The 25,392-nt window shown below is 72.8% G+C and carries 22 protein-coding genes; 14 read left to right on the forward strand and 8 right to left on the reverse strand.

Features of this window, described 5'->3' with window-relative positions:
• Nucleotides 1-19 precede the first annotated feature (19 nt).
• Both ACFOX0_RS00465 and ACFOX0_RS00470 read left to right on the forward strand, forming a co-directional pair.
• The gene (locus tag ACFOX0_RS00465; RefSeq protein WP_377541337.1) at nucleotides 20-1,081 is read left to right on the forward strand and encodes a type III polyketide synthase; all 1,062 of its coding nucleotides are present in this window, start codon (nucleotides 20-22) and stop codon (nucleotides 1,079-1,081) included.
• 86 nt (nucleotides 1,082-1,167) lie between these two features.
• Nucleotides 1,168-1,887, forward strand: coding sequence for a hypothetical protein (locus ACFOX0_RS00470; protein ID WP_377541338.1), 720 nt, complete (start codon nucleotides 1,168-1,170; stop codon nucleotides 1,885-1,887).
• Between the two features lie 63 nt (nucleotides 1,888-1,950).
• Here the strand turns inward: ACFOX0_RS00470 and ACFOX0_RS00475 are convergent, their stop codons facing one another.
• Nucleotides 1,951-2,724 (reverse strand): hypothetical protein, encoded by a 774-nt coding sequence (locus tag ACFOX0_RS00475; protein WP_377541339.1) that lies wholly within the window; start codon nucleotides 2,722-2,724, stop codon nucleotides 1,951-1,953.
• 306 nt (nucleotides 2,725-3,030) lie between these two features.
• Here ACFOX0_RS00475 and ACFOX0_RS00480 point away from each other — a divergent pair, with 306 nt between their 5' ends.
• Genes ACFOX0_RS00480 through ispF form a run of 3 tightly spaced genes read left to right on the forward strand, consistent with a single transcriptional unit; the run spans nucleotide 3,031 to nucleotide 4,804 of the window.
• Nucleotides 3,031-3,516: a CarD family transcriptional regulator gene (locus ACFOX0_RS00480; protein WP_121157498.1), complete on the forward strand. Its 486-nt coding sequence runs from the start codon at nucleotides 3,031-3,033 to the stop codon at nucleotides 3,514-3,516.
• 49 nt (nucleotides 3,517-3,565) lie between these two features.
• A complete protein-coding gene (gene ispD / locus ACFOX0_RS00485) occupies nucleotides 3,566-4,276 on the forward strand; it encodes a 2-C-methyl-D-erythritol 4-phosphate cytidylyltransferase (protein WP_377541340.1) in 711 nt (236 codons plus the stop codon).
• Nucleotides 4,277-4,294: 18 nt separating this feature from the next.
• Nucleotides 4,295-4,804, forward strand: coding sequence for a 2-C-methyl-D-erythritol 2,4-cyclodiphosphate synthase (gene ispF, locus ACFOX0_RS00490; RefSeq protein ID WP_377541341.1), 510 nt, complete (start codon nucleotides 4,295-4,297; stop codon nucleotides 4,802-4,804).
• A 117-nt stretch (nucleotides 4,805-4,921) separates the two neighbouring features.
• Here the strand turns inward: ispF and ACFOX0_RS00495 are convergent, their stop codons facing one another.
• The gene (locus ACFOX0_RS00495; RefSeq protein WP_377541342.1) at nucleotides 4,922-6,121 is read right to left on the reverse strand and encodes a homogentisate 1,2-dioxygenase; all 1,200 of its coding nucleotides are present in this window, start codon (nucleotides 6,119-6,121) and stop codon (nucleotides 4,922-4,924) included.
• Between the two features lie 94 nt (nucleotides 6,122-6,215).
• Between ACFOX0_RS00495 and ACFOX0_RS00500 the strand changes: the two genes are divergently transcribed.
• Together ACFOX0_RS00500 and fahA are read left to right on the forward strand one after the other, a co-directional pair.
• Nucleotides 6,216-7,076 carry a hypothetical protein gene (locus ACFOX0_RS00500; RefSeq protein ID WP_377541343.1) on the forward strand — a complete coding sequence of 287 codons (861 nt, stop codon included), beginning with the start codon at nucleotides 6,216-6,218 and terminating at the stop codon, nucleotides 7,074-7,076.
• Nucleotides 7,077-7,186: 110 nt separating this feature from the next.
• A complete protein-coding gene (gene fahA / locus ACFOX0_RS00505) occupies nucleotides 7,187-8,392 on the forward strand; it encodes a fumarylacetoacetase (RefSeq protein ID WP_377541846.1) in 1,206 nt (401 codons plus the stop codon).
• A gap of 96 nt (nucleotides 8,393-8,488) precedes the next feature.
• On the opposite strand, the gene ACFOX0_RS00510 is transcribed toward fahA, so the two are convergent.
• On the reverse strand, nucleotides 8,489-8,938 hold the full coding sequence (locus ACFOX0_RS00510) for a hypothetical protein (RefSeq protein WP_377541344.1): 450 nt from the start codon (nucleotides 8,936-8,938) through the stop codon (nucleotides 8,489-8,491).
• Nucleotides 8,939-9,246: 308 nt separating this feature from the next.
• On the opposite strand from ACFOX0_RS00510, the gene ACFOX0_RS00515 reads away from it, so the two are divergent.
• Nucleotides 9,247-9,798 carry an SRPBCC family protein gene (locus tag ACFOX0_RS00515; RefSeq protein WP_377541346.1) on the forward strand — a complete coding sequence of 184 codons (552 nt, stop codon included), beginning with the start codon at nucleotides 9,247-9,249 and terminating at the stop codon, nucleotides 9,796-9,798.
• Nucleotides 9,799-9,860: 62 nt separating this feature from the next.
• Nucleotides 9,861-11,135 (forward strand): outer membrane protein assembly factor BamB family protein, encoded by a 1,275-nt coding sequence (locus ACFOX0_RS00520; protein WP_377541348.1) that lies wholly within the window; start codon nucleotides 9,861-9,863, stop codon nucleotides 11,133-11,135.
• Nucleotides 11,136-11,205: 70 nt separating this feature from the next.
• Here the strand turns inward: ACFOX0_RS00520 and hisC are convergent, their stop codons facing one another.
• The 4 genes from hisC to hppD are packed head-to-tail and all read right to left on the reverse strand — an operon-like array spanning nucleotide 11,206 to nucleotide 15,286.
• Entirely contained in the window at nucleotides 11,206-12,312 is a 1,107-nt protein-coding gene (gene hisC, locus ACFOX0_RS00525) for a histidinol-phosphate transaminase (protein ID WP_377541350.1), read from the reverse strand.
• The gene (locus ACFOX0_RS00530) at nucleotides 12,309-13,367 is read right to left on the reverse strand and encodes an RDD family protein (RefSeq protein WP_377541352.1); all 1,059 of its coding nucleotides are present in this window, start codon (nucleotides 13,365-13,367) and stop codon (nucleotides 12,309-12,311) included. Before ACFOX0_RS00530 ends, hisC begins: the two co-directional genes overlap by 4 nt.
• Nucleotides 13,368-13,398: 31 nt before the next feature.
• Entirely contained in the window at nucleotides 13,399-14,061 is a 663-nt protein-coding gene (locus ACFOX0_RS00535) for an RDD family protein (protein WP_377541354.1), read from the reverse strand.
• 10 nt (nucleotides 14,062-14,071) lie between these two features.
• Nucleotides 14,072-15,286 carry a 4-hydroxyphenylpyruvate dioxygenase gene (hppD, locus tag ACFOX0_RS00540; protein ID WP_377541356.1) on the reverse strand — a complete coding sequence of 405 codons (1,215 nt, stop codon included), beginning with the start codon at nucleotides 15,284-15,286 and terminating at the stop codon, nucleotides 14,072-14,074.
• A gap of 137 nt (nucleotides 15,287-15,423) precedes the next feature.
• On the opposite strand from hppD, the gene ACFOX0_RS00545 reads away from it, so the two are divergent.
• The 4 genes from ACFOX0_RS00545 (at nucleotide 15,424) to ACFOX0_RS00560 (ending at nucleotide 22,444) form a co-directional block, all read left to right on the forward strand.
• A complete protein-coding gene (locus ACFOX0_RS00545) occupies nucleotides 15,424-15,954 on the forward strand; it encodes an Lrp/AsnC family transcriptional regulator (protein ID WP_377541358.1) in 531 nt (176 codons plus the stop codon).
• A 35-nt stretch (nucleotides 15,955-15,989) separates the two neighbouring features.
• The gene (locus ACFOX0_RS00550) at nucleotides 15,990-17,423 is read left to right on the forward strand and encodes a hypothetical protein (RefSeq protein WP_377541360.1); all 1,434 of its coding nucleotides are present in this window, start codon (nucleotides 15,990-15,992) and stop codon (nucleotides 17,421-17,423) included.
• 68 nt (nucleotides 17,424-17,491) lie between these two features.
• A complete protein-coding gene (locus tag ACFOX0_RS00555; RefSeq protein WP_377541362.1) occupies nucleotides 17,492-19,162 on the forward strand; it encodes a fumarate hydratase in 1,671 nt (556 codons plus the stop codon).
• Between the two features lie 282 nt (nucleotides 19,163-19,444).
• Nucleotides 19,445-22,444, forward strand: coding sequence for an AfsR/SARP family transcriptional regulator (locus tag ACFOX0_RS00560; protein WP_377541364.1), 3,000 nt, complete (start codon nucleotides 19,445-19,447; stop codon nucleotides 22,442-22,444).
• Nucleotides 22,445-22,526: 82 nt separating this feature from the next.
• Here ACFOX0_RS00560 and ACFOX0_RS00565 read toward each other — a convergent pair whose 3' ends face one another.
• Nucleotides 22,527-23,771, reverse strand: a complete 1,245-nt coding sequence (locus ACFOX0_RS00565; RefSeq protein ID WP_377541366.1) for an acyltransferase family protein — start codon at nucleotides 23,769-23,771, stop codon at nucleotides 22,527-22,529.
• A 100-nt stretch (nucleotides 23,772-23,871) separates the two neighbouring features.
• Between ACFOX0_RS00565 and ACFOX0_RS00570 the strand changes: the two genes are divergently transcribed.
• Nucleotides 23,872-25,272, forward strand: a complete 1,401-nt coding sequence (locus ACFOX0_RS00570) for a class II fumarate hydratase (RefSeq protein ID WP_377541368.1) — start codon at nucleotides 23,872-23,874, stop codon at nucleotides 25,270-25,272.
• The last annotated feature ends 120 nt before the right edge of the window (nucleotides 25,273-25,392 follow it).

The following is a 25,392-nucleotide window of genomic DNA, read 5'->3' on the forward strand; positions in this document are numbered from 1 at the left end:
CCTACGAACGGAGCAGATCGTGACAGCAACACCGGTGATCGCCGGCCTGGGTATCGGCCTACCGCCGCGGACCGGCCAACAGGAGATGTGGGAGGGCTTCTTCGCCGGACACTTCGCCGGCACCACCCGCGCCCTGGCCGGGCGCATCTTCGCCAACTCGGGCGTGTCCACCCGGCAGGCGGCGGTGAACCCGCTGGTCGAGGACATCTCCGAATGGTCCACCGAGCGGCGGATGCGGCGTTATCTGACCGAGGTGCTCCCGCTCGGCAAGGAGGCGATCGACCGGGCCCTGACCGAGGCCGGCGTGCCGGCGCCGGAGATCGGCTTGTTCGCGGTCTGCTCCTGCACCGGTTACGTCACGCCCGGACCGGACATCCTGCTGGCCCGGGACATCGGGCTGGCCGCCGACGCCCAGCGGCTGTTCATCGGCCACATGGGCTGCTACGCGGCGCTGCCCGGGCTGGGCGTGGTCACCGACTTCGTCACCGCGCGCGGCCGGCCGGCGCTGCTGCTCTGTGCCGAACTGCCCAGCCTGCACATCCAACCGGCGTCGACCCGGATGGACACCCAGCAGATCGTGTCGCACGCGCTGTTCTCCGACGCCGCCGTCGCGGCCGTGGTGACCCCGCCGGATCGGCCGGGCTACGCGGTACGGGACGTGGTGGCGGTGACCGACACCTCGACGGCCGACCAGATGACCTGGGAGGTGACCGAGCGGGGGTTCCGGATGGGCCTGTCCACCCGGGTGCCCGCGGTGCTCGCCGGCTACGTCGGTGGACTGGTGGACGACCTGCTCACCCGGCACGACCTGAAGCGCTCCGACGTGACCGGGTGGGCGGTGCACCCGGGCGGTCCGCGGATCCTGACGGTGGTGGAGCAGGAGTTGGCCCTGCCGCCGGACGCGCTCTGGGCGTCCCGGGAGACGCTCGCCGAGCACGGCAACTGCTCGTCGGCGACCGCGCTGCTCATCCTGGACCGGTTCCGGCGGGCGCCGCAGCCACCGGAGTGGGTGGTGATGCTCGCCTTCGGGCCGGGGTTGACCCTCTACGCCACCCTGCTGCGGCACACCGGTGTGAGCTGACCGAACGTCGCCGGAACGCGGATGGCGTCGGAACCGGCGTCCCGACGCGAGCGGCGGAACCGCGGGGTGCGCATTACAGTCGATGTGTGGCGGCGGAGACGGACGGACGCGGCGGTGGCCCGCTGCTCGCGGTGCTGACCGGGGCGGCGCTGCTGGGCGGCGGCTGGTGGTGGACCGCCTCGGCGCCCGCCCCGACACCCCGGGAGCCGGCCGCGTCCACCGCCCCGCGGCCGCCGTCGAGCGGCGCGACGTCGTACTGGCACGACCCGTCCGACGCGCTCTCGTCCCGGCTGATCCTGGTACCCGACGCCTACGGGGTGCCGGCCGCCGGCAGCACCGTGTCCGCCCCGGGACTGCGCCGGTACGACGCCACCGGCCGGCTCAACTGGCCGGGTCTGTGGCCGGACGTGGCCGGCGGGCGGGTCGTCCTCGACGTGGCCACCGGCCGGATCCGGGTCGACGTGCCCGCGGCGGCCCGGCTGCGGGCCGTGGACCACGACCTGCCGGCCGTCGACGGGACCCGGTTCCGGTCGACGGTCGAGCTCGACGACTCGACACCCCACCAGTTCCCGCTGTTCGTGCGGCCGGGCGAGCGGTACCTGTTGCAGCACGTCTGCATCGGCGCCGGCCGGCTACGGGTCGGCGTCGTCGGCGCCCGCGGACCACAGCTGCGGGTGTTCTCCCGGTGCGACGACGGCCTGGTCAACACCGAGCTGGTGGCCGACCAACCGAACCTGCTGGTCACGGTGACCCGGACGGGCTCCGAGCCGGTCACCGTGGGCGTCCAACTCGTCGGCCTGCCCTGACCTGCGCTGGCGCCGGGCGGCCGACCACGGTGGACGGGCGGCGGTGCGGTGCCCGGCCGGCTCTCAACTGGTGGCCAGTCGCAGCAGATCGGCCCGGTAGTCCTCGACCGAGCCGACGCTCGGCACCACCCGGGCGACCAGGCCGGACCGGGTGGCCAGCAGCGCGGTGCCGGCGCCAGGGCTCGGCGTGACCTGGAGGAAGGCCCGCAACTCGCCGGTCGGGTCGGCCAACGAGCGGACCGGCGCCACCGGCGTCACGGACCAGGGCGCGGGCAGCGGGCTGGGCGCACCGCGTCCACTGGTCAACGCGACCACGGTTACCCCGGGCGGTGCCGCCCGGCCGGCCGCCTCGATCTGGGCCGCGCAGTCGCACCCGTCGACCAGCAGCACCACCACGGGCAGCAGGCCCCGCAGGGGGACCGGAGCACCCGACTCGCCGACCAGGTCCAGGGCCGGCACGGTGTCCCCGCGGGGCCGGCCGGGTGCGCCGCTGGGCACCGGCCCGGCGCTCGGCGTGCGGTTGCCGGACTGCCGGCCCGGCCCGGGCCAGACCATGGCGAACAGGCTGGTCAGCGTGGCCAGGATGGCGACCAGCATGAGCAGCAACGGCAGTCGCAGGGTGGGCGTGCCGCCGGGCCTGGTGGGAAGCCCGAAGCGTTGACGCCAGGCCGCCCGGCGGGAGGTCCGGCGCAACTCGCGGCGCAGCTCGGCGGCCTCGGCGGCCAGCTCCGCGGCGTCCTCGGGAATGACGATCGGCCCCCACTCGGGCGGCAGGTCGGGCAGCGGTTCGGACGGACCGTTGCCGTCCGCCCATCCGTCGTTGCCCGACGAGCCCATCGCGCGCCCCCTGAGTGGATCGCTCCTGCTCCAGCGTCCCGCACCTGCGGTCGTACCGTCTAGGGGTGGCGAGGGGGCAGATGCGAGAGGCGCACACAACGCCATACATCCGATTTGGCCCGTTCCGCCCCTGTCGCCTGGTGATCCGTTGGTCACTCTGAGTGGCGAAACGGGTGGATCGGTCGGCTGTCAAGCCGAAGAAAGACCTCTCACAGGGCCTCTGAGCTGCGCTTACGGTCCGGCCTGCAGTGAGACATCGGTGCCTGAGCGTGTTACCCTAGACACAGCGAAAGGGGTTTCGAACCTATGGTTTTCAGTGTCGGCGAGACCGTTGTTTACCCCCACCACGGGGCCGCACTCATCGAGGCAATCGAGACTCGGGTGATCAAGGGCGAGCCTAAGCAATACCTCGTCCTGAGGGTTGCTCAGGGTGACCTTACCGTCCGGGTGCCTGCTGAGAACGCCGAGATCGTGGGCGTGCGCGAAGTGGTCGGTGAGGAGGGCCTGGGCAAGGTCTTCGACGTCCTCCGCGCTCCGCACACCGAGGAGCCCACCAACTGGTCGCGGCGTTACAAGGCGAATCTGGAGAAGCTCGCCTCCGGAAATCCGCTCAAGGTGGCCGAGGTCGTCCGCGACCTGTGGCGGCGGGAGCGCGAGCGGGGTCTGTCCGCGGGCGAGAAGCGGATGCTCGCGAAGGCCCGGGACATCCTGGTCGGTGAGGTGGCTCTCGCCGAGAAGAGCACCAAGGACGAGGCGGAGAACCTCCTCGACAAGGTACTGACCGAGGCCTGACACCCAGCCCCGGCCCGTACGATCGAATTTTCAGTGTGAGGACCGCGACGTGACCGCGCAGCTCAATCCGCGCGGTGACGTCGCGGTTCTTGTTCCGGCCGGCGGCGCGGGCGTACGCCTGGGGCCCGGTGCCCCGAAGGCGTTGCGGCACCTGGCCGGCGTGCCGCTGCTGGTGCACGCGGTCCGCCGGATCGCGGCCGCCCCGTCGGTGCGACACGTCGTGGTCGCCGCCCCGGTCGCGGAATTGAGTCTGGTGGTCGACCTGCTGACGCCGGTGGCGCCGGTCACGGTGGTGGCCGGTGGGCCCACCCGGCAGGAGTCGGTCGCCGCGGCGCTGGCCGCCGTCCCGGCCGGCCCGGAGATCATCCTGGTGCACGACGCGGCCCGGGCGCTGACGCCGTCGGCGGTGTTCGAGTCGGTCGCCGCCGCGGTCCGGGACGGCGAGGACGCCGTCATTCCGGTCCTCCCGGTGGTGGACACGATCAAGGAGGTCTCGACCGCCGGCGTGGTCCTCGGCACCGTCGACCGGTCCGTCCTGCGGGCGGTGCAGACCCCGCAGGGCTTCCGCCGGGACGTGCTGGTCGCGGCGCACGCCGCCGCCGTGGACCCGCTCACCGACGACGCCGGCCTGGTCGAGAAGCAGGGCGGGCGGGTCGCCTGCGTGCCCGGTTCCGAGTACGCCCTGAAGATCACCCGTCCGTTCGACCTCGCCCTCGCCGAGCACCTCTTCGCCACCGACCCGACCGCCGACCCGGCCTGACTCGGTACGCTTCCCGGCGTGATCGTTCCCCGGGTCGGCCTCGGCACCGACGTACACGTCTTCGCAGCCGGCCGACCCTGTTGGCTGGCCGGCCTGTACTGGCCGGACCAGGACGGACTGGCCGGGCACTCGGACGCCGACGTGGTGGCCCACGCCGCCTGCAACGCCCTGTTCTCGGCGGCCGGCCTGGGCGATCTCGGCTCGAACTTCGGGGTGTCCCAGCCGGAGTGGGCGGGCGCGGCCGGCCTCGCCCTGCTCGCCGAGGCCGCCCGCCGGGTCCGGGCCGCCGATTTCGAGATCGGCAACGTGGCGGTCCAGGTGATCGGGACACGCCCCAAGATCGGACCGCGCCGGGCCGAGGCGGAGGCGGTGCTCAGCGAGGCCGCCGGCGCCCCGGTCGGCCTCGCCGCCGCCACCACCGACGGCCTCGGCTTCACCGGCCGGGCCGAGGGCCTGGTCGGCATCGCCACGGCGCTGGTCTACCCGACCCAAGGCGCCGGCCCGGACATCCGCCTCCTCGCCACCTGACCCGCCGACCGAGCCCGGCGCGCGACCTCGGGCCGGGCGTTCTCGGGCTGGGCGGCTTCAGGCGGTGCGGTCTCGGGCGGTGCGGTCTCGGGCGGTGCGGTCTCGGGCGGTGCGGCCTCAGGCGGTGCGACCGGACCAGGTCCAGGCGTAACCGGGGTCTTCGCAGGACAGCCCCGGGTCGCACAGGTCGAGCGGGCGGAAGGTGTCCACCATCACCGCGAGTTCGTCGAAGTAGTCCGCGCCGATGGCCCGTTCCGCCGCGCCGGGCTGCGGCCCGTGGGTGAACCCGGCCGGGTGCAGCGAGATCGAGCCCTGCTCGATGCCCGAGCCGCGGCGCGCCTCGTAGTTCCCGCCGGTGTAGAAGAGCATCTCGTCCGAGTCGACGTTGTGGTGGTTGTACGGCACCGGGATGGCCTGCGGGTGGTAGTCCACCTTCCGCGGCACGAACGAGCAGATCACGAAGTTCGGGCCCTGGAAGGTCTGGTGCACCGGCGGTGGCTGGTGCACCCGGCCGGTGATCGGCTCGAAGTCGTGGATCGAGAACGCCCACGGGTAGAGGTGACCGTCCCAGCCGACCACGTCGAACGGGTGGTGGGCATAGATGTAACGCGTCCAAGCTGTGGCACTGGCACCCGGCCGGGACGCCCGGGACCGGTGCCGGACGTAGACCTCGACGTCCTCCTCGTCGATCAGCAGCGGCTCGCCGGGCCCGCGGACGTCCCGTTCGCAGTACGGCGAGTGCTCCAGGAACTGCCCGCGGACCGACAGGTAGCGCTTGGGCGGCCCGATGTGCCCGGTCGCCTCGACGGTCAGCAGCCGGGCCGGCTCGTCCCCGACGGGCACCAGCCGGTGCACCACCGAGGTCGGGATGATCACGTAGTCGCCGGCGGTGACGCCGAGCGCGCCGAAGGTGGACTCCACCCGGACGGCCCCGGATTCGACGTAGAGGCACTCGTCGCCGATCGCGTTCCGGTACAGCGGTGAGGGTCGGTCGGCGACCACGTAGGCGATCCGGACGTCGTCGTTGGCGAGCAGGTACTGCCGGCCCAGCACCGGGTCGGCGCCGCAGGCGTCCAGCTTGTGGGTCCGCAGGTGGCGCGGCTTGAGCGGCAGGTTGGGCACCCGGGACCAGGCGGGCGGGGTGAACTCGTCGGCCGCCACGATCGCGGTCGGCAGGTGCCGGTGGTAGAGCAGCGACGAGTCGGAGGAGAAGCCCTCCTGGCCCATCAACTCCTCGGCGTACAGGCTGCCGTCCGGCTGGCGGAACTGGGTGTGGCGCTTGCGGGGCACCTCGCCGACGCTGCGGTAGTACGGCATGTCCACCTCCGTTTTGTCCCAGTCACCGGCCAATCGCGTCCGATAATCGGACGCTGTTGTCCGTTACTCGTAGCGTCCCGTAAGTTCTCTGTTCGTGTCAACGCAGGTGCCCCGGCTCTTCCACGGCCTGATCGACGATGCCGCCGTCTTTCCGCCGGGCAACGCCCCGCTGCCCGAAGCGGTCCCCGCCCATCGCGCGCACCGCGCCGCCTGGTACGCCGACCTGGTCGGCCCGCTGCTGGTGCCGGCCTCGGCGGTGACCGCCGGCGAGCTGTCCGGCCTGGTCGACCCCGGCACGGAGATCGGCCTGATCGGCGACACCGGCGTCGACCGGCTGCCGTTCGCGCTCTCCTTCCTCGAACCGGACGGCGTCCGGGTCCGGCAGATCGAGACCGCGGTGGCCAAGCGCGGCGAGGACCCGCAGCCCGGCCTGGCCGCGCTGGTCGAGCTGACCGACCGGCTGGACGGGATCCAGGTGTACGCCGAGATCCCGCTGGCCTGGGGCCTGCTCGGCGCGCTGGACACGGTGGCCCGGGCCCGGGCGTCCGGCGTACCGATCGCGGCGAAGTTCCGCACCGGCGGGCTGGCAGCGGAGCTGTTCCCCACCCCGGTCGAGCTGGCCGCGGTCATCTGCGCCTGCCGGGACCGGGAACTGCCGTTCAAGCTGACCGCCGGCCTGCACCACGCGCTGCGGCACACCGACCCGGAGACCGGGTTCAACCACCACGGCTTCCTCAACGTGCTGGTGGCCACGTCCGCCGCCGTCGACGGCGCCGAGGTGGGCGAGGTGGCCGAGCTGCTGGCCAGCACCGATCCGCTGCGCCTGATCGACCCGATCCGGGTACGCCGGGAACAGAACCGGCGGCTGTGGGTCGGCTTCGGGTCGTGCAGCATCATCGAGCCGCTGACCGATCTGGTCCGGCTCGGGTTGATCAACGGAGGATATTCCGCATGAGCGAACGCACCGAGCGCAGCGAGGGCCATGAGCGCATGCCGGGCCAGCACAGCATGAGCGAACGCACCGAGCGCAGCGAGGGCCATGAGCGCATGCCGGGTCAGCACAGCGTGAGTTGGGTCGAGGGATCGGCGGGGTCGCCGTACGGGGTGCACAACCTGCCGTACGGGGTGTTCCGGCACGCCGGGGCGGAGCCCCGGATCGGCGTACGGATCGCGGACCACGTGTTCGACCTGGCCGGTGCGGAACGGGCCGGTCTGATCCTGGCCGGTGACGCGCTGCGGGCGCCCACGCTGAACGCCTTCCTGGCCCTGGGCCGGCCGCAGTGGACGGCGGTCCGGCGGCGGATCGTCGAGCTGCTCACCGGGGACGTACACCGGGCCGCCGTCGAGCCGTTGCTGGTCCCGCTCGCCGAGGTGGACCTGGTCCGGCCGTTCGACGTGGCCGACTACGTCGACTTCTACTCCTCCGAGCACCACGCCGGCAACGTCGGGCAGATCTTCCGACCCGGCCAGCCGCCGATCCTGCCGAACTGGAAACATCTGCCGATCGGCTACCACGGCCGGGGCGGGACCGTGGTCGTCTCGGGCACGCCGGTGGTCCGGCCGTCCGGGCAGCGCCCGAGCAAGGACGGCCCGGTGTTCGGCCCGTCGGCCCGGCTGGACATCGAGGCCGAGGTCGGCTTCGTGGTCGGGGTCCCGTCGGCCCTGGGCGAGCCGGTCGGCGTCGAGGACTTCGCCGAGTACGTCTTCGGCGTGGTGCTGGTCAACGACTGGTCGGCCCGGGACATCCAGGCCTGGGAGTACCAACCGCTCGGTCCGTTCCTGGGCAAGTCGTTCGCCACCTCGATCTCGCCCTGGGTGGTGCCGCTGGACGCGCTGGCCGACGCGTGGGTGCCGGCTCCCGAGCAGGATCCGCCGGTGCTGGACTACCTGCGGGACGTTCCGCACCTCGGCCTCGACCTGCGGTTGGCGGTGGACTGGAACGGCCGCCGGGTCAGCAAGCCGCCGTTCGCGACGATGTACTGGACGCCGGCCCAGCAGTTCGCCCACCTGACCGTGAACGGCGCGTCGCTGCGTACCGGTGATCTCTACGCGTCCGGGACCGTCTCCGGGCCGGACCGCGGTCAGGTCGGCTCGTTCCTGGAACTCACCTGGGGCGGCGCGGAGCCGGTCACCCTGGACGGCGGGGACACCCGGAGCTTCCTGCTGGACGGCGACACCGTGACGATCAGCGGCACGGCCCCCGGCCCGGACGGTACGACTGTCGGTCTGGGCGAGGTCACCGGCACGATCCACCCGGCCCGTCCGGCCTGACGGCCGGCGCCGGACCGGCCGGCCGACGTCGGCCCGAGCGGCGGGACCGGCCCGGCCGGGTGCGGATCGGCCGGGGTGCGGATCGGTGCCGCCGGGTCAGCCCGGATTGGTGGCGTAGTCCAGCCAGTGCAGTTGGGGCGGCTGCTCGCCGGTGGCCACCACCCGGTGGACCCACCGTCGGATCAGGTCCCGGCGTCGGTCCGGGTCGGTCCGCCGGCGGGCGATCCGGCGGGTACGCACCCCCTGCAGGGTGTAGCGCGGCAGTTGGCTCAGCGCGGTCTCGACGACGGCCCGGAACACCTGGATCTCGACCCGGGTGGCGAGCACCGGCGGACGCCCGCAGCCGGCGTCGCAGCGGTAGAAGCGTTCGACGTCGGGGCTGCTGTCCACCAGCCGGTCCAGGGGCACCATCGGGGTGCCGCAGTAGCACCAGATCAGCCCCCAGAGCAGGTACGGGGTGGGCTGCCCCGGGTTGTCCCACCAGGCGTCCGCGTGACCGTACGACCGGTCCGGTGAAGGGGCGCCCCCGCCGCTGTCCCACCGCATCCGCGATGCCGCCTCCCCGCCAACCCGCCGGTGTCCGCCACGGCGAGCCCCGGTCGGTGCCGCGCCGGGTGTTCATCCGGTGACGCTGGGATCTCATCGAGTCTGCCGCCTTGCGGTCTGCCACGCAATGCTCACAGAATGACACGAAGAGATACGTACGAATGGCCGGGCCGCCCCGTCGATCGGACGACGGGTGCGGGGCGGGCGGCTGTGACGAGCCGTCCGTCACGTTCTCATCACTTTGCGGCAATATCGGGACGGCGGGTCGGGGTCGGGTCGTACCGTGGGGAAGCGGTGCGGGAGGTGTCATGTCCACGGTCGCGGTCAGCAAGCTGGTTCGGGCATCCGTCGGGGAAATCTGGCGGGCCTTCACCGACCTGCCCGCACGGGGGCGGTATCTGTCCACCGTGGAGACCGTCGAGGTGTTGACCCCCGGCCCGTTCGGCACCGGCACCCGGTGGCGAGAGACCCGGTCGCTGCCCGACGGCACCCGGGTCACCGAGGAGTACGTGGTCAACGAGGTGGTGCCGCGGGTGCTGTGTGCGATCACCTCGCCGGGGGTGGGCGCCGACTACCGGATCACCTACCGGTTCACCCCGGTCGACGTGGGGCGCCGACGCGGCGGCACGGTGGTCACCGTGGTGCAGGACGGCGGCCCGACCGCCCCGTACGGGCGGTTTCTGGCCCTGATGTTCGGCGGGCTGGCCGCCCGGAGCGTGGAGAGCGCGCTCCGTTGCGACCTGGCCGACCTGGCCGTCGCCGCCCAATCACTCGGCGCCGACCCGACCGGCAGGTCCGCCGAGCCGACCGGCCGTCCCGGCGGCGGGACCGACAAGGTCGTGGACGGGGAGGCCGCCTGACGGGAGGCGTTGGTCGGAGTCCGCGCCGACCGGCGGATCCGTAGTCGGTAGGGTCGCAAGGCGTGGGGACCTCGACGAACCCGCCGCGCTGGCGGAAGATCACTGTGTTCGCGGTGGCCGCGGTGCTGGCCGCCGGCGCGGCGGCCGTGATCATCTACCGGGTCCTCGCCCCGGCGGAGGTGAGCACGCCGGCCAAGGGCGCCTACAAGGCCGCTCCGAAGACCTCGCCCGGGGTCCGGGGCACCTTCCCGTCCGCCCCGCTGCTCGTCGACGGCCGGCTGCGGGTGTACGCCACCACCCGCCAGGTCAGCGCCGACCAGCCGGCCAACGCGACCACCAAGGGCACCCCGTACTGGTCCTACCGGCGCTGGCCGGAGCAGCTGACCGGGGTGATCAAGACGGCCGCGCCGGGCGGGCCGCTGGTGGTCAGCCAGTGGTCGGACGGCGAGGTGGTCGCGCTGGTGGCGGCCACCGGCCGGATCGCCTGGCGCACCGCCGGTCCCACGCCGGACGGCGGGTACACCGGCCGGCGGACCGGCGCGAGCACCGTCTACGCCCCGGCCGGCCTGCACCTGGCCTCGGCCAACGGCACCGGCCCGGCGGTGCTCGCGGTGACCGGCCGGGACGAGGTGCGCGGCGTGGACCCGGCCACCGGGCGCGAACTGTGGCGTACCCCGGTCCGGTCGGCCTGCCGGACCGACGAGCTGGCCACCGCCGGTGGTCAACTGGTCGCCGTGGACGCCTGTGCCGAACGGCCCGCGGTGGAGTTCCGGGACGTGGCCACCGGCGCGGTGGTCCGGCGCTGGCAACCCGAGGGTGTTCCGGCCGCGGGGTTGACCATCACCGGTGTCTCCTGCGCCGACGGCGTCTCCGGCTGCCGGGCGATCCGGACCACCGGCGCCGGGATCAACCGCGGCTGGCTGGTCGACCGGGCCGAGCCGGCGCCCGCCCCGGCGCTGGATTCGCCCGCCGCGATGCTGGTCGGCGACCTGGCGGTGGCGCCGGAGGGCACCGACGTGGTGGCCCGCACCCCGGCCGGTCGGGAGGTGTGGCGGCGCTCGTTCGTCCGACCGGTACGCCTGCTCGCGGTGCAGCCCGGCCGGGTGCACCTGCTCAGCCCGACCAACGAGCTGATCACCCTGGACGAGGCGCGCGGGGCCGAGCGGTCCCGGTTCCGGCTGCGCTACGGCGACGGCGGGATGGCCTGGGCGGCCGGCTACGCGTACGCGGCGGGCGGCTACGTGGCGGTGGAACGGCTGGCCCAGCCGGTCGAACCGGACGCCAAGGACGCCCAGTACTACGCGGCCGCCCGCCCGGTGATCTGGTCGGCCACCTGAGTCGGTTGGGTGCCGGGTCCCCCCGCCACCCGGTTCCCGGCAGGTCAGGCCGACCCGGACTCCGCGGTGATCAGGCCAGTGCGGACTCGGCGGCGGCCAGGAAGGTGTCGTTCTCCTCGGGTGTGCCGATGGTGACCCGGACCCCGTCGCCGGCGAACGGGCGGACGATCACGCCGCGCGCCTCGCACGCCTTGGCGAAGTCCACCGCGCGGTCGCCCAGCGGCAGCCAGACGAAGTTGGCCTGGCTGGCCGGTACGTCGGGGACCAGCTTGCGGACCAGCTCGGTGACCCGCTCCCGCTCGGCGACCACCAGCGCGCTGCGCCGGCGTACCTCCTCGGCCTGGGTCAGCGCGGCGAGCGCGGCCGCCTGCGCGGCCAGGCTGGTGGAGAACGGGGTGACCACCTTGCGCACGGCGTCGGCCACCGCCGGCTGGCCGACCAGGAAACCGATCCGCAGCCCGGCCAGGCCCCACGCCTTGGACAGGGTGCGCAGCACGACCACGTTGGCCCGGTCGCCGTAGGCGGCCAGGCCGTCCGGCACCTCCGGGTCGGTGACGAACTCGCGGTACGCCTCGTCCAGCACCACCAGCACGTCGTTCGGCACCGCGTCGAGGAACCGGTCCAGCTCGGCCCGGCGCACGCTGGTGCCGGTCGGGTTGTTCGGGTTGCAGACCAGGATCATCCGGGTCCGGTCGGTGACCGCCGCGGCCATCGCCGCCAGGTCGTGCCCGTGTCCGGCGTCGTTGGGCACCTGCACGCTGGTCACGCCGCTGGTCGCCGCGATGATCGGGTACGCCTCGAACGAGCGCCACGCGTAGAGCAGTTCGTCGCCGGGCAGGCAGGTGGCCCGGACCAGGTGCTCGGCCAGCGCCACCGACCCGCAGCCGGTGGCGATCCGGTCGGCCGCCACGCCGTACTGGTCGGCCAGGGCGTCCCGCAGGGCGACCACGCCCATGTCCGGGTAGCGGTGCGAGCTGACCACGGCCTCGGTGACCGCCTCGACCACGCCGGGCAGCGGGCCGTACGGCACCTCGTTGCTGGCGAGCTTGATCGCCTTCGGCAGGCCCAGTTCCCGGGCCAGGTCGGCCGGGTTGCGCCCGGGTACGTAGTTGGGCAGCACGTCCAGGTCGGGCCGGGTCAACCGGGCCGACGGGTCGGGGCGACCGGGCGTGGTCATGCGGAACCTCCAGGGGTCTCGGCGTGGTCGTCGGACCGCGTCGTCGGGTCAGCGACGGGGGTCCGGGGCACCTGGACCACGACCGTCATGGCACGTTTGTCGTGCAGGGCCTGCCGCAACGGCCGGTCGAACAGCGGGAACGCGCAGTCGACCAGCTGCAGCAGCAGGCCGGCGAAGCAGCAGTACCAGAGGAACACCGGCAGGCCGAGGGTGTTCCAGCGGCGCATCGACTGGCCGAAGCTGAGCTGCGCCTGCTCGCCGAGCCCGACGACCCGGACCCCCAGCAGCCGCTTGCCCAGGGTCTGCCCGTTGTTGCGGGTGGCCGGCACCTCGTAGGCGAACCAGAGCGCGACGGCGATCAGCAGGATGGCCACCATCAGGCCGTCGGCCTGCGCGCCGGGCTGGGGCAGGTCCGTGTACGGGGTGCCCGGCGAGCGCAGCGCGGCCCGGTAGACCGGTGCCACCTCCTGCGCGTACCGCCAGACGAACCACCCGTTCACCACGACGTTGAGCAGCAGCACGACGCCGATGTCGATCAGCCGGGCGGCCAGCCGCGCGCCGAGCGGCGCCAGCGCCATCCCGTGCGGTCGGGGCGCCGGCTGGCCGTACGGGTAGGGCGGCCAGCCGGGCGGCAGCTGGCCGGGCGGGACGGCCCCCCACGACGGCGGTGTGCCGGGCCCCCACGGCGGCGGTGTGTCGGATCCGCCCGCCGGCTGGCCGGGCGTCGGTTGGCCCCAACCGCCCGTCGGCGTGGGCCAGCCGCCGCCGGTCGGTCCGGTCGGCGGCGGCGAGCCGGGGGCCGGGGACTCCCCGGGCGAGACCGGGCGGTCGCCCGGACCGCCGCCGATCGCCGGGCCCGCGCCGATCGCCGGACCGGCACCGGCCTCCGCCGCGGCACCGGGCGCCTCCGGTTCGGGTTCCGGTTCGGGCGGCGGCGGACCGTCGGGCGGGGTGGCGTCGGCGGGCAGCGGCGCGCCGACCCAGCCGTCGCCGTCCCACCACCGCTGGGTGGTCGGTTCGGCGGGGTCGCGGTACCAGCCGGGTTGTACCGTCACGGTGCCAGCCTCTGTTCGTTCACCCTGTCGTTCACCCTGGAACCTTAACCACCACGGTCCGGGCGAACTTGTCGTGGAGGCACTGCTGGTAGGGCTTGTCCCAGAGCTGCCACAGCCCGTCGAGGTAACTCAGGAACGGAACCACCGCGCTGGCCGGGTACTGCACCAGGTAGCGCCGGGCCGCGTGGCCGCGTCCGAGGGTCTCCGCCGGGTCGAGCGGTACCACCCGCAGCTTCATCGTCTTCTTGCCGAAGGTCTGCCCGGACCGGAACATCATCTCGACGTAGTAGACGTAGGCCAGGATTATCATCAGCGCGAACAGGCCGAGTTCGACCCAGAGCAGCGGCAGGAAGACGTCGAGGAAGTCCGGCGGTGGCACCGTCCCGTCGGGGTCGACCCGTACCGCGTCCGGCAGCACGGTGAACAGGACGATCAGGACGGCCGGGACGGCGAGCACCATTCCCACCGCGACGAAGATCGCCGAGTCGATCAGATGGGCGAGGAACCGGTCGCCGAAGCCGGCCAGCGGCTGGCCGGCCGGGCTGACCGGGGGCGGCGGGAACGGCGGGTGGCCACCGGGGCCCGGCATCGGCCGGTGCCCCGGTGGCTCCCACTGCCGCGGTACGTCCGGCCGTCCGGCCGGGTCCCAGGGCTGCGCGCCGGCTGGATTCGCGGCGTACGGGGGCTGCGTCACGGGAACAGTGTTACAAATTCCCGCGAGCCTCCTGCTCCCGCTCGATCGCCTGGAACAGCGCCTTGAAGTTGCCCTTGCCGAAGCCGAGTGAGCCGTGCCGCTCGATCAGCTCGAAGAACACCGTCGGCCGGTCCTGGACCGGCTTGGTGAAGATCTGCAGCAGGTAGCCGTCCTCGTCCCGGTCGACCAGGATCTTGCGGGACTGCAGCTCCTCGATCGGGACCCGGACGGTGCCGATCCGCTCGCGCAGTTCCGGGTCCTCGTAGTAGGAGTCCGGGGTGTCCAGGAACTCGACCCCGGCGGCCCGCATCGCGTCCACGCTGGCCAGGATGTCGTTGGTGGCCACCGCGATGTGCTGGGCACCCGGACCGTCGTAGAACTCCAGGTACTCGTCGATCTGCGACTTCTTGCGGGCCACCGCCGGCTCGTTCAGCGGGAACTTGACCTTGCGGGTGCCGTTCGCCACCACCTTGGACATCAGCGCCGAGTAGTCGGTGGCGATGTCGTCGCCGATGAACTCGGCCATGTTGGTGAAGCCCATGACCCGCTTGTAGAACTCCACCCACTCGTCCATCCGGCCGAGTTCGACGTTGCCGACGACGTGGTCGACCGCCTGGAAGTACCGCTTCGGCTGCAGACCCGCCTCGATCATCGGCTTGCGGTCGACGATCGGTCCGCGGGCCACGAAGCCCGGCAGGAACGGGCCGGTGTAACGGGACCGGTCGACCAGGGTGTGCCGGGTGTCGCCGTACGTGGCGATGCTGGCCACCCGGACCGTGCCGTGCTCGTCGTGCAGGTCGTTCGGCTCGACCAGGCCCTTGGCGCCCTGCCCGACGGCGTGCGCGTACGCGGCGTCGACGTCCGGCACCTCCAGCGCGATGTCGATCACCCCGTCGCTGTGCCGGGTGACGTGCTCCGCGCCGGTGGCGTCCGGGCGGACCGCGCCGGTGAACACGAACCGGGCCGAGCCGCTGGTCAGCACGTACTCGGCGTGGTCCCGGAAGCCCTGCTCCGGACCCCGGTACGCGACGCAGGTCATCCCGAACGCGGTCGAGTAGTAGTGCGCCGCCTGCTTCGCGTTGCCGACCATGAAGTGGACGAAGTCGAGTCCCTTGACCGGGAACGGGTCGTGCGTGATGTCGTGGTCGACGGCGCCGATCAGTTCGTCGACGTCCACGTGGTCGCCGGGGCCACCGGCCTGTGGCCGGTCGATCGCCTGGGTCATCGCGACTCCCTCCAGTTGCCGTGTTGCTGTCCGCTTCGTGGGCGGCGTCCTGTGGCGAGGATCGCGTCCGGACCTGATGTTGGGCAACTGTCTCGGAAAAAACTGGTCAGCTTGCGCATTCGGTATGGTGTTGACCCGTGACCGCTGCACAGAATGTCCAGCTCGACCGGCTCGACGTCGCCCTGGTCGAACTGTTGGCCGCCGAGCCCCGGATCGGCGTACTGGAGTGCTCGCGGCGGCTGCGGGTGGCCCGCGGCACGGTTCAGGCCCGGCTGGACAAGTTGGTGGCCAAGGGGGTCGTGCTGGGGTTCGGGCCGGATCTCGCGCCGGCCGCGATCGGGTTCGACGTGACCTCGTTCGTGACGCTGGAGATCAGTCAGCGGCACGGGCACGACGTGGTCACCGCCCACCTGTCCCGGATCCCGGAGGTGCTGGAGGCGCACACGATCACCGGTTCCGGGGACATGCTCTGCCGGATCGTGGCGCGGTCCAACGCCGACCTGCAGCGGGTGATCGACGAGATCCTCTCGCACGAGGGGATCAGCCGGGCGTCGACGATCATCGCGTTGGCCGAGCAGATCCCGTACCGGGTGTTGCCGCTGGTCCGTTCGGTGGCCGGCGCCCGGGAGGTAAAAGATGAAAGCCGCGACACGGACAAATCGGCTTAACGTTCTCCGGTGGTACGCGCCGCTACCGTAGCCGGGTGGCGAAGGGGAGCGGCCCGTGCGTGAAGTGCTGGCTCGCCCTGGCGCTGGTCGGCGTGATCATCCTGGTCGCCACCGGGGTGTGGAACCCCTTCCCCGACCTGTGGCAGTGGGCCAGCCAGAACCGCGCGCTGTCCGAACCCGCCCCGGCCTGGCAGCAACGGCTGGGCGGCAGCCCGACCAGCGTCACCATCGCCGGCAACACCGCCGTGGTCGAGGAACGCACCTCGGTCGAGGCGCGCAGCCTGGCCACCGGGGTCAAGCTCTGGGACCGTAAGGCCGACTGGGCCGCGGTCGCCGGCGCCGACCGGGACGCGGTGGTCGCGGTGGGCAAGCTGCTGGAGAAGGGCTACCAGGTCCTCGACCCGGAAACCGGGGCGGTACGCCGGAGCGACAAGGACGCCGTCGCGGTCTGGACCTACCGCAACGCGCTGCTGGACGTGCGCTGCGTCAACGCCAAGGACTGCACGCTGACCGCCTGGGACCCGCGTGGCAGCACGCCGGCCTGGAGCGCCTTCCTGCCCGGGGTGCACGCGGGGCTGCTCGCCGACAACCCGAAGCTGCTCGGCACCCGCCGGCTGACCGCCCGTCGGGTGGCCGACGACGCCAGCGGGCCGGAGCTGATGCCCGGCCTGCTCGGGCTGCCGGTGGACGGGCGGGTGGTCATCGTGGACACCGCCGCCGGTCGGGTGATGCAGGACGTCCAGCCCGGCCGCGAGGACCGGGTCGTCGTGGTGGGCGGCCGGATGCTCCGGATCGAGGCCCGCGCGCGGGACGCGAGCTGCTACTTCACGGTCATCGCCCGGGACCCGGCCACCGGCCAGGAGGTGTGGCGGCGGACCAGCCTCAACCTGCGGACCGCCGACGGCGCCGGGTGCGTGCAGCGGGACGATCCGCAGGGCGGCCAGAACGTCGTCGTCGCGGTCGGCCCGGACGGCCGCGAGGTGGTGCTCGACGCGTACGACGGGCGGTACCTCTGGGTCGGCGCGGCCGGCGAGAAGCTGCTCGCCGTCGACGACCGGTACGCCCTGGCCCGGTCCGCCGACGGCGGCTCGGTGAACGTGCACGAGCTGCCGGTTGAGGCCACCCGGTGGAGTCGCCCGCTGGCCAAGGAGGGGCCGGCCGCGCTCACCCGGTACGCGGTCGTACTGATCGACGAAAAGCCGGACCGGATCATCGCGACGGAACCGCGCGGCGGCCGCGAGCTGGTCAACATCCGGTCGGACGCCAAGGTGTTCGCCGTCGGCCCCGGCGGGATGATCATCGGGGACGGCCGGGACCTCGGCTACGTCCGGTTCAGCGGCTCGGGGTCCGACCGGCCCGGTCCGGGTGCCGGGCGTCCGGACGCCGGACCGGGCGACGGGAAGGCGGGCACCACCGGCCCGACCTGCGACGGCCCGAAGAACGAGGTGTGCCCGCCGCGGGGTGGGTGAGATCTCCGGTCCCAGGAAAGCCCCGTCGGGTACGACCGGACCGACCGGCTGGCCTAGGCTTGCGGGTCATGAGCAGTGCCGCCGCGTTCTCCTACGCACCCCTGCTGCCCCTCGGCCCGGACGCGACCGAATACCGCCTGGTCACCGACGAGGGCGTGGACGTGGTCAACGGTCCGGGTGGCCGCCGCTTCCTGACCGTCGAGCCGGCGGCGCTGACCGCGCTGACCGCCGAGGCGATGCACGACATCGCCCACTTCCTGCGGCCGGCGCACCTGGCCCAGCTCCGCTCCATCCTCGACGATCCGGCGGCGTCGCCGAACGACCGGTTCGTCGCGTTGGACCTGCTGCGCAACGCCAACATCGCGGCCGGCGGCGTACTGCCGATGTGTCAGGACACCGGCACCGCGATCGTGATGGGCAAGCGCGGCCGGCACGTGCTCACCGACGGCACCGACGCGGAGGCGATCGCGACCGGCGTCTACCAGGCGTACACCCGGCTCAACCTGCGCTATTCGCAGCTCGCCCCGCTGACGATGTGGGAGGAGCGCAACACCGGCAGCAACCTGCCGGCCCAGATCGACCTGTACGCCGAGGACCCGGACGGGCACCCGGACGCGTACAAGTTCCTGTTCATGGCGAAGGGCGGCGGCTCGGCCAACAAGTCGTACCTCTACCAGGAGACCAAGGCGCTGCTCAATCCCACCCGGATGATGCGGTTCCTGGAGGAGAAGCTGCGGCTGATCGGCACCTCGGCCTGCCCGCCGTACCACCTGGCGATCGTCATCGGCGGCACCTCCGCCGAGTACGCCTTGAAGACCGCCAAGTACGCCTCCGCGAAGTACCTGGACAGCCTGCCCACGCACGGCTCGATGAGCGCGCACGGCTTCCGGGACCTGGAGCTGGAGGCCGAGGTGCTGGAGCTGACCCGGCAGTTCGGCATCGGCGCGCAGTTCGGCGGGCGTTACTTCTGCCACGACGTACGGGTGGTCCGGTTGCCCCGGCACGGCGCGTCCTGCCCGGTGGCGATCGCGGTCTCCTGCTCGGCGGACCGGCAGGCGGTAGCCAAGATCACCCCCTCCGGGGTGTGGCTGGAGCGGCTGGAGACCGACCCGGCCCGGTTCCTGCCGGACGTCACCGACGGCCAGCTCGAATCCGGTTCCGAGGTGGTCCGGGTCGACCTGAACCGGCCGATGGCCGAGATCCGGGCCGAGCTGTCGAAGTATCCGGTGCAGACCCGGCTGTCGCTGACCGGCCCGCTGGTGGTGGCCCGGGACATCGCGCACGCCAAGATCGCCGAACGGCTGGACGCGGGCGAGCCGATGCCGCAATATCTGCGCGACCACGCCGTCTACTACGCCGGCCCGGCCAAGACCCCGGAGGGCTACGCCTCCGGCTCGTTCGGCCCGACCACCGCTGGCCGGATGGACGCGTACGTGGAGAAGTTTCAGGCCGCCGGCGGGTCGCTGGTGATGCTGGCCAAGGGCAACCGGTCCGCCCAGGTGACCCGGTCGTGCGCCACCCACGGCGGCTTCTACCTCGGCTCCATCGGCGGCCCGGCGGCCCGGTTGGCCCAGGACTGCATCAAGCACGTCGAGGTCCTGGAATACCCCGAGCTGGGCATGGAGGCGGTCTGGAAGATCGAGGTGGAGGACTTCCCGGCCTTCATCGTGGTCGACGACAAGGGCGAGGACTTCTTCGCCGAGGTCACCAAGCCGGTCCTCACCATCGGCCGCCGCTGATCCACGTGGTCAGCGCCGCCGGCTCGGGTGGCGGAACGGACAACCGGACCGGCCGGCGTGACGACGGTCCGGCCGGTCCGGGTAGCGCGGCGATCCGGTGCGCCCGCCCGCCATACCCTGCGGGCGGGCGCGCCGCCCCCGTCAGGCGCCGTGCCGCGCGGTCCGAACTGGATCCTCCGCCCGCGCGCTCTCAAACCGCTTTCAGACCGCTATCAGCCTCCCCTGGCGCGCAGTGAGCGACGGACTACTCTGCATGAGAGCGAGGCTCGGGCGGGAGCGCGGATGCGGTGCGGAATTCTGGGTCCGCTGCAGGTCGGTGATGGCCGTGCGGCGATCACGGCCGGTCGGGACCGGACCGTGCTCGCCGTGCTGCTCCTGCGGGCCGGCCGGGTGGTCCCGGTCGGCGACCTGATCGACGCGGTCTGGGAGGACGATCCGCCGGCCACCGCTCGGGCCCAGCTGCAGACCTGCGTCTCCCGGCTGCGCCGCAGATTGAGCGAGAGCGGCCTGCCGGGCGAGGTCATTGTGACCGACCCGGTGGGCTACGGGCTGCGAGCGGGCGCCGTTCTTCTCGACGTCGACGAGTTCCGCCGGCTGACCGCCGCAGCCCGCGCCGCGGTCCTGGCCGACCGGCTGCCGGCCGCTAGTCGGGAGTTCCGGGCCGCCCTGGCGTTGTGGCGCGGGCCGGCCCTGAGCGGCATCACCAGCCCGGCGGTGCGCCGCGGCGCCGTGCCGTTGGACGAGCAACGCGCCGCTGTCACCGAGGAGTGCCTCGACGTCGAGCTGCGGCTGGGCCGGGCTCCGGATCTGATCGGCGAGCTGACCGACCTGGTGGAGCGGCATCCGCTGCGGGAGCGGCTGCGCGGCCAGTTGATGCGCGCCCTGTGCGCGGTGGGCCGGCAGGCCGAGGCGTTGACCGTCTACCGGGACGGGCGCCGGATCACCGCCGACCAACTCGGCATCGAGCCCGGGTCGGCGCTGCGGGAGCTGCACCAGCAGGTGCTGGACGGCACCGCCGACGTCGGCAGCGTGCAACGGGCCGGGGCCGCGGCCGGGGCGCGCTGCCTGCCGAGGGCGATTGACGACTTCACCGGCCGGCAGGACGCGGTGTCCCGGCTGGTCAAGGAAATCGAGGAGGGCGGGTCGGGGATCCAGGTCGTCGACGGCATGCCGGGCAGCGGCAAGACGACCCTGGCTGTGCACGTGGCCACCGTGCTCGGGTCGAGATACCCGGACGCCCACCTCTTCGTCGACCTGCACGGCCACAGCGAGCGCCGGCCGGTGCCGCCGGTCGAGGCGCTGGCGGTTCTGCTGCGCCAACTCGGCGTACCGGGTGACGACATCCCGACCGAGCTGGAGGACCGGGTCGCCCGGTGGCGCAGTGAGCTGTCCGGCCGGCGGGCGGTGATCGTGTTGGACAACGCCGCCAGCGCCGCGCAGGTCGCCCCGCTGCTGCCCAACGGGCCCGGCTGCCTCACCCTGGTGACCAGCCGGCGCCGGCTGACCGGGCTGGACGGCGTCCGCCCGCATGCGCTGGCCGTCCTCGATCAGGACGAGGCGACCCAGCTGCTGGCCCGGATCGCCGGTGCGGAGCGGGTCGGTGCCGATCCGGCCGCCTCGGCCGAGGTGGTCCGGCGGTGCGGCTATCTTCCGCTGGCCATCCGGTTGGCCGGCGCGCGACTGGCCCACCGACCCCGTTGGCGGGTCGCCGACCTGGCCGAGCGGCTCGGAACGGATCGATCCGTGCTGGCCGGTTTCACCGCCGAGCACCGCACCGTCACCGACGCGTTCGCCCTCTCGTACGCCCAGCTCACCGAGCCGGCGCAGCGGGTGTTCCGGCTGCTCGGCTGCCACCCCGGCGACCGGTTCGACGGATATGTCGCGGCGGCGCTCGCCGCCCTGCCGTTGCCGGTGGCATGGGACCTGTTGGACGAGTTGGTGGACGCCCACCTCGTCGAGGAGCCGGAGGTCGGTCACTACCGCTTCCACGACCTGGTCCGGGAGTACGCCCGCGGGCTGGCCACCGCCACGGAGAGCACCGACGGGCGGCGGGCCGCGGTCGAACGCCTGCTCGACTTCACCCTGCACGCGGTGAGCGCGCTGACCGAGCCGATCGAGTCGCCGGCCAGCCGGGTCAACTTCGTCCTGTCCCCGCCGGGGCGGCCGGACCTGGTCGAGGACTGCGTCCGGCAGGAACCGGACTGGTTGACCGGTCAACGCGCCAACCTGGTCGCGCTGGTCCGGTACGCCGCCGACGGGGGGTTGCCGCGCCAGTGCTGGCAACTGGCCAGGGCATCATGGCGGTACTGGTACATGCGCGGGCACCTGGACGAGCTCATCGAGACGCACACCATCGGGCTGCGGGCGGCCGACGCGCTGGCCGACGACTGGGCGAGCGCCACGATGCGCAACTACCTGGCGTCGGCCTACTACCGGCTCGGTCGCTACCAGGACGCGATCGACGCGGTGGAGGCGGCGCTGACCATCCGGGAGCGGATCTCCGACCTACTCGGGATCGCGTCCAGCCACAAGAATCTCGGGATCGCGTACGCGATGAGCGGCCAGCCGCGGATCTCGCTGGAGCATCTGCACCAGGCGTTGGCGATAGCGCGGCGGCTGAGCCATCTGGCGATGATCGCGAACGTCCTCAACGACGTGGGAATGGCCTATCTTCAGATCGGCCGCTACGACAAGGCGCTCGAGGTCTTCCGGCGCCAGTTGCCGCTGAGCAGGCAGCTGGGCGACCTGCACCAACTGGGCAGTGCCATCGGGCACATCGGAGCCGTACTGAGCCAGCAGGGTCGGTACGAGCCGGCGCTGCGCCGGCTCCGCCTCGCCCTGTATCTCAAGCGGACCACCGGCAACCGGGTCGGCGAGGGGGAGGTGCTCAACGACATCGGATTCGTCGAGCGCGCCCTCGGTGACCCGGAATCGGCGGTGGCCCGGCACCGGGAGGCCCTCGCCGCGATCGTCGACGGCCGCGATCGCACCGGCGAGTGCGCCAGCCGGAACCTGCTCGGCCGGGCGCTGCTGGACCTGGGTGACATCGCCGCCGCCGTCGAGTCGCACCGCCGGGCCCTGGCCGACGCCACGAAAATCAAATCCCGGTACGAGCAGGCGCGCGCCCTCGACGGTCTGGCCGCCTGTGCGCGGGCGACCGACCCGGAGCAGGCCCGCGCGTACTGGCAGCGGGCGCTGGCGCTGCTGGAACAGATCGAATCGCCGGACCGGCATGAGGTACGGGCCCGGCTCGCCGACCTGACCGCCTCGCCGACGCGCTGACCCCGGCGGGTCGGCCGGCCCGGGCCCGCGGCACGGCCACCGGGCCGGTTCGCACGATCGGCAGCCGGTAACCGCCGGACCGTCATAAACGCGGGCCGGGCGTGCGGGTCGGTTCGTCGAGCCGGACGGCCGGCGTGGCTTTCTGACCCGGTGGCCGCTGCCCGGTCGCCGTCCGCCGGGCGGCCACCCCGCTCCGGTCGGTCACCCAGCGCCGGGCAAGGGCGTGCCACCACTCGCTCCGGTGGTCCAGGATCCGGGTGAGCGCCCGGCGGAGGCGGGGTTGCAGCGGCACCTCGACCAGGCGGTTCATGGCCCACGCCAGCAGGCAGAGGCCGACCACCAGGCAGCCCAGGAGCAGCCATCGGTTGACGGCTGACCCGAACACGTTGAGCACGGCGTACCCGACGGTCGCGTGCACGAGATAGAGCGGATAGGTCAGGTCGCCGACCGGTTTCCAGCTCCGGCTGCCGAACCGGGCCAGCGCGCCGGTGGCAACCAGGATCATGACCAGGAAGAACGCGGTGATCACCGCGACGACGACCGCCGGCTGCAGAGGAACGAGCTGCCGGGAGCGTTCCGCGGCGTGCTGGACGCCCTGGTGGAGCGCGTTGCCGTAGGCGACGGCGAGCAGCGCGGCCCGGTTCGCCGTGAAACCGGACCGGTGGACCAGATACAGCGCCATCCCGGCGATGAAGTAGTGGCTGTAGACCGGCTGGAGGACCAACTCGATCGGGTGACCCACGGCGTACGGCAGCGGCAGGACCTCGACCAGAAGGGTCGCCACCAGCCAGCCCCAGAGGAACACGTGAGTGCGCCCGAGGGTGATCCCGATCAGGCTGAACGCGAAGAGCAGGAAGTAGAACCGCCACTCGGCCCAGAGGGTCCAGTAGACGCCCTCGACGACCGGTACGTCCAACGGCTGGGCGAACATGGTCAGGTTGACCAGGTAGTCGCGGAGCGTCGGTGCCGGGCGGGTGACCGCCCCGGACAGCAGGACCAGGCTGGTCGTCGTGACGCCGGCCCAGAAGGCGGGATAGAGGCGGGAGACCCGGGACACCACGAAGGCACCGGGCGTGCGCCCCCACAGGCTCATGAACACGACCAGCCCGCTGATCATGAAGAACAGGTCGACACCCAGGTAGCCGTAGCGGCCGACCCGGCCGACGCTGTCGGAATAGTCGATCCTGGTGACGCCGAGCCGACCGCCGCAGGACAGGTGGACCAGGACCACCATGATCGCCGCGAGGAACCGCAACAGGTCGATCTCGTACAGCCGCCGCTCCGGCGTGGCCGGCGCCGTGAGCCGGCCGGGCGATGGTGGACGCACACCGGGGACAACCTCCGACCCGCCGGCCGCGTAACGGACGGTCCGGTCCCCGGTCCGCGATCATCTGCGGCCGGCCCGGCGGCGAGGCAGGATGGAACGCGTGACGACTCCAGAGGCTGCCGGGTACCGGATCGAACGCGACACGATGGGCGAGGTGGAAGTGCCCGCCGACGCACTGTGGGGGGCGCAGACCCAGCGTGCGGTGCAGAACTTCCCGATCTCCGGGCGTGGCCTGGAGCCGGCGCACATCCGGGCGCTGGCCCAGATCAAGGGCGCCGCGGCCCAGGTCAACGGCGAGCTGGGCGTCCTCGACGGGGACGTCGCGGAGGCGATCGCCACCGCCGCCGCGCACGTCGGCGACGGCACCTACGACGAGCACTTCCCGATCGACGTCTTCCAGACCGGCTCGGGCACCTCGTCGAACATGAACGCCAACGAGGTCATCGCCACCCTGGCCGCCCGGGAACTGGGTCGCAAGGTGCACCCCAACGACGACGTGAACGCCTCCCAGTCCAGCAACGACGTCTTCCCGTCGTCGATCCACCTGGCGGCCACCCAGTCGGTGCTGCACGACCTGATCCCCGCGCTGGAACACCTGGCCGGCACGCTGGAGACCAAGGCGGACGAGTTCGGCACGGTGGTCAAGGCCGGCCGTACGCACCTGATGGACGCCACCCCGGTCACCCTCGGGCAGGAGTTCTCCGGGTACGCCGTCCAGGTCCGCTACGGCGTGGAGCGGCTGCGGGCGGCGCTGCCCCGACTGGCCGAGCTGCCGCTGGGCGGCACCGCCGTCGGCACCGGCATCAACACCCCGTACGGCTTCGCCGGCAAGGTGATCGAGAAGCTGCGCGAGCAGACCGGACTGCCGGTGACCGAGGCCCGGAACCACTTCGAGGCGCAGGGCGCCCGGGACGGCCTGGTCGAGGCGTCCGGCCAGCTCAAGACCGTCGCGGTCGGCCTCTACAAGATCGCCAACGACATCCGCTGGATGGGCTCCGGCCCCCGGGCCGGCCTGCGCGAACTGCACATCCCGGACCTGCAGCCCGGCTCGTCGATCATGCCCGGCAAGGTCAACCCGGTGGTCTGCGAGGCGGTCCGGCAGGTCTGCGCCCAGGTGATCGGCAACGACGCCGCGGTGAGCTTCGCCGGCAGCCAGGGCGACTTCGAACTCAACGTGATGCTCCCGGTGATGGGCCGCAACCTGCTGGAATCGATCCGGCTGCTGGCCGCCGTCGGCCGGTTGCTCGCCGACCGCTGCGTGGCCGACCTGGTCGCGAACGCGGACGTCTGCCTGGCGTACGCGGAGGGCTCGCCGTCCATCGTCACCCCGCTGAACCGGCACCTCGGCTACGACGAGGCGGCCTCGATCGCCAAGGAGGCGCTGGCCAACGAGACCACCATCCGCGCGGTGGTGCTCTCCCGCGGCCACGTCGCCGAGGGCCGTCTCACCGAGGAACAACTCGACGAGGCGCTCGACGTCCTCCGGATGACCCACCCCTGAGCGCCCGCGGCCCGCATGACTCACCCCTGAGCAATCGCGGCGGCCCCGGGCAGCGGCCGGTCTCGCCGCAGGTCGGGGCGCCGGGCGGGCCGGCGGCCGTACCGCCGCAGGTCAGTGCGC

Origin of the sequence: Micromonospora zhanjiangensis, from assembly GCF_042650605.1 — a bacterium.
Lineage (GTDB): Bacteria > Actinomycetota > Actinomycetes > Mycobacteriales > Micromonosporaceae > Micromonospora_J > Micromonospora_J zhanjiangensis.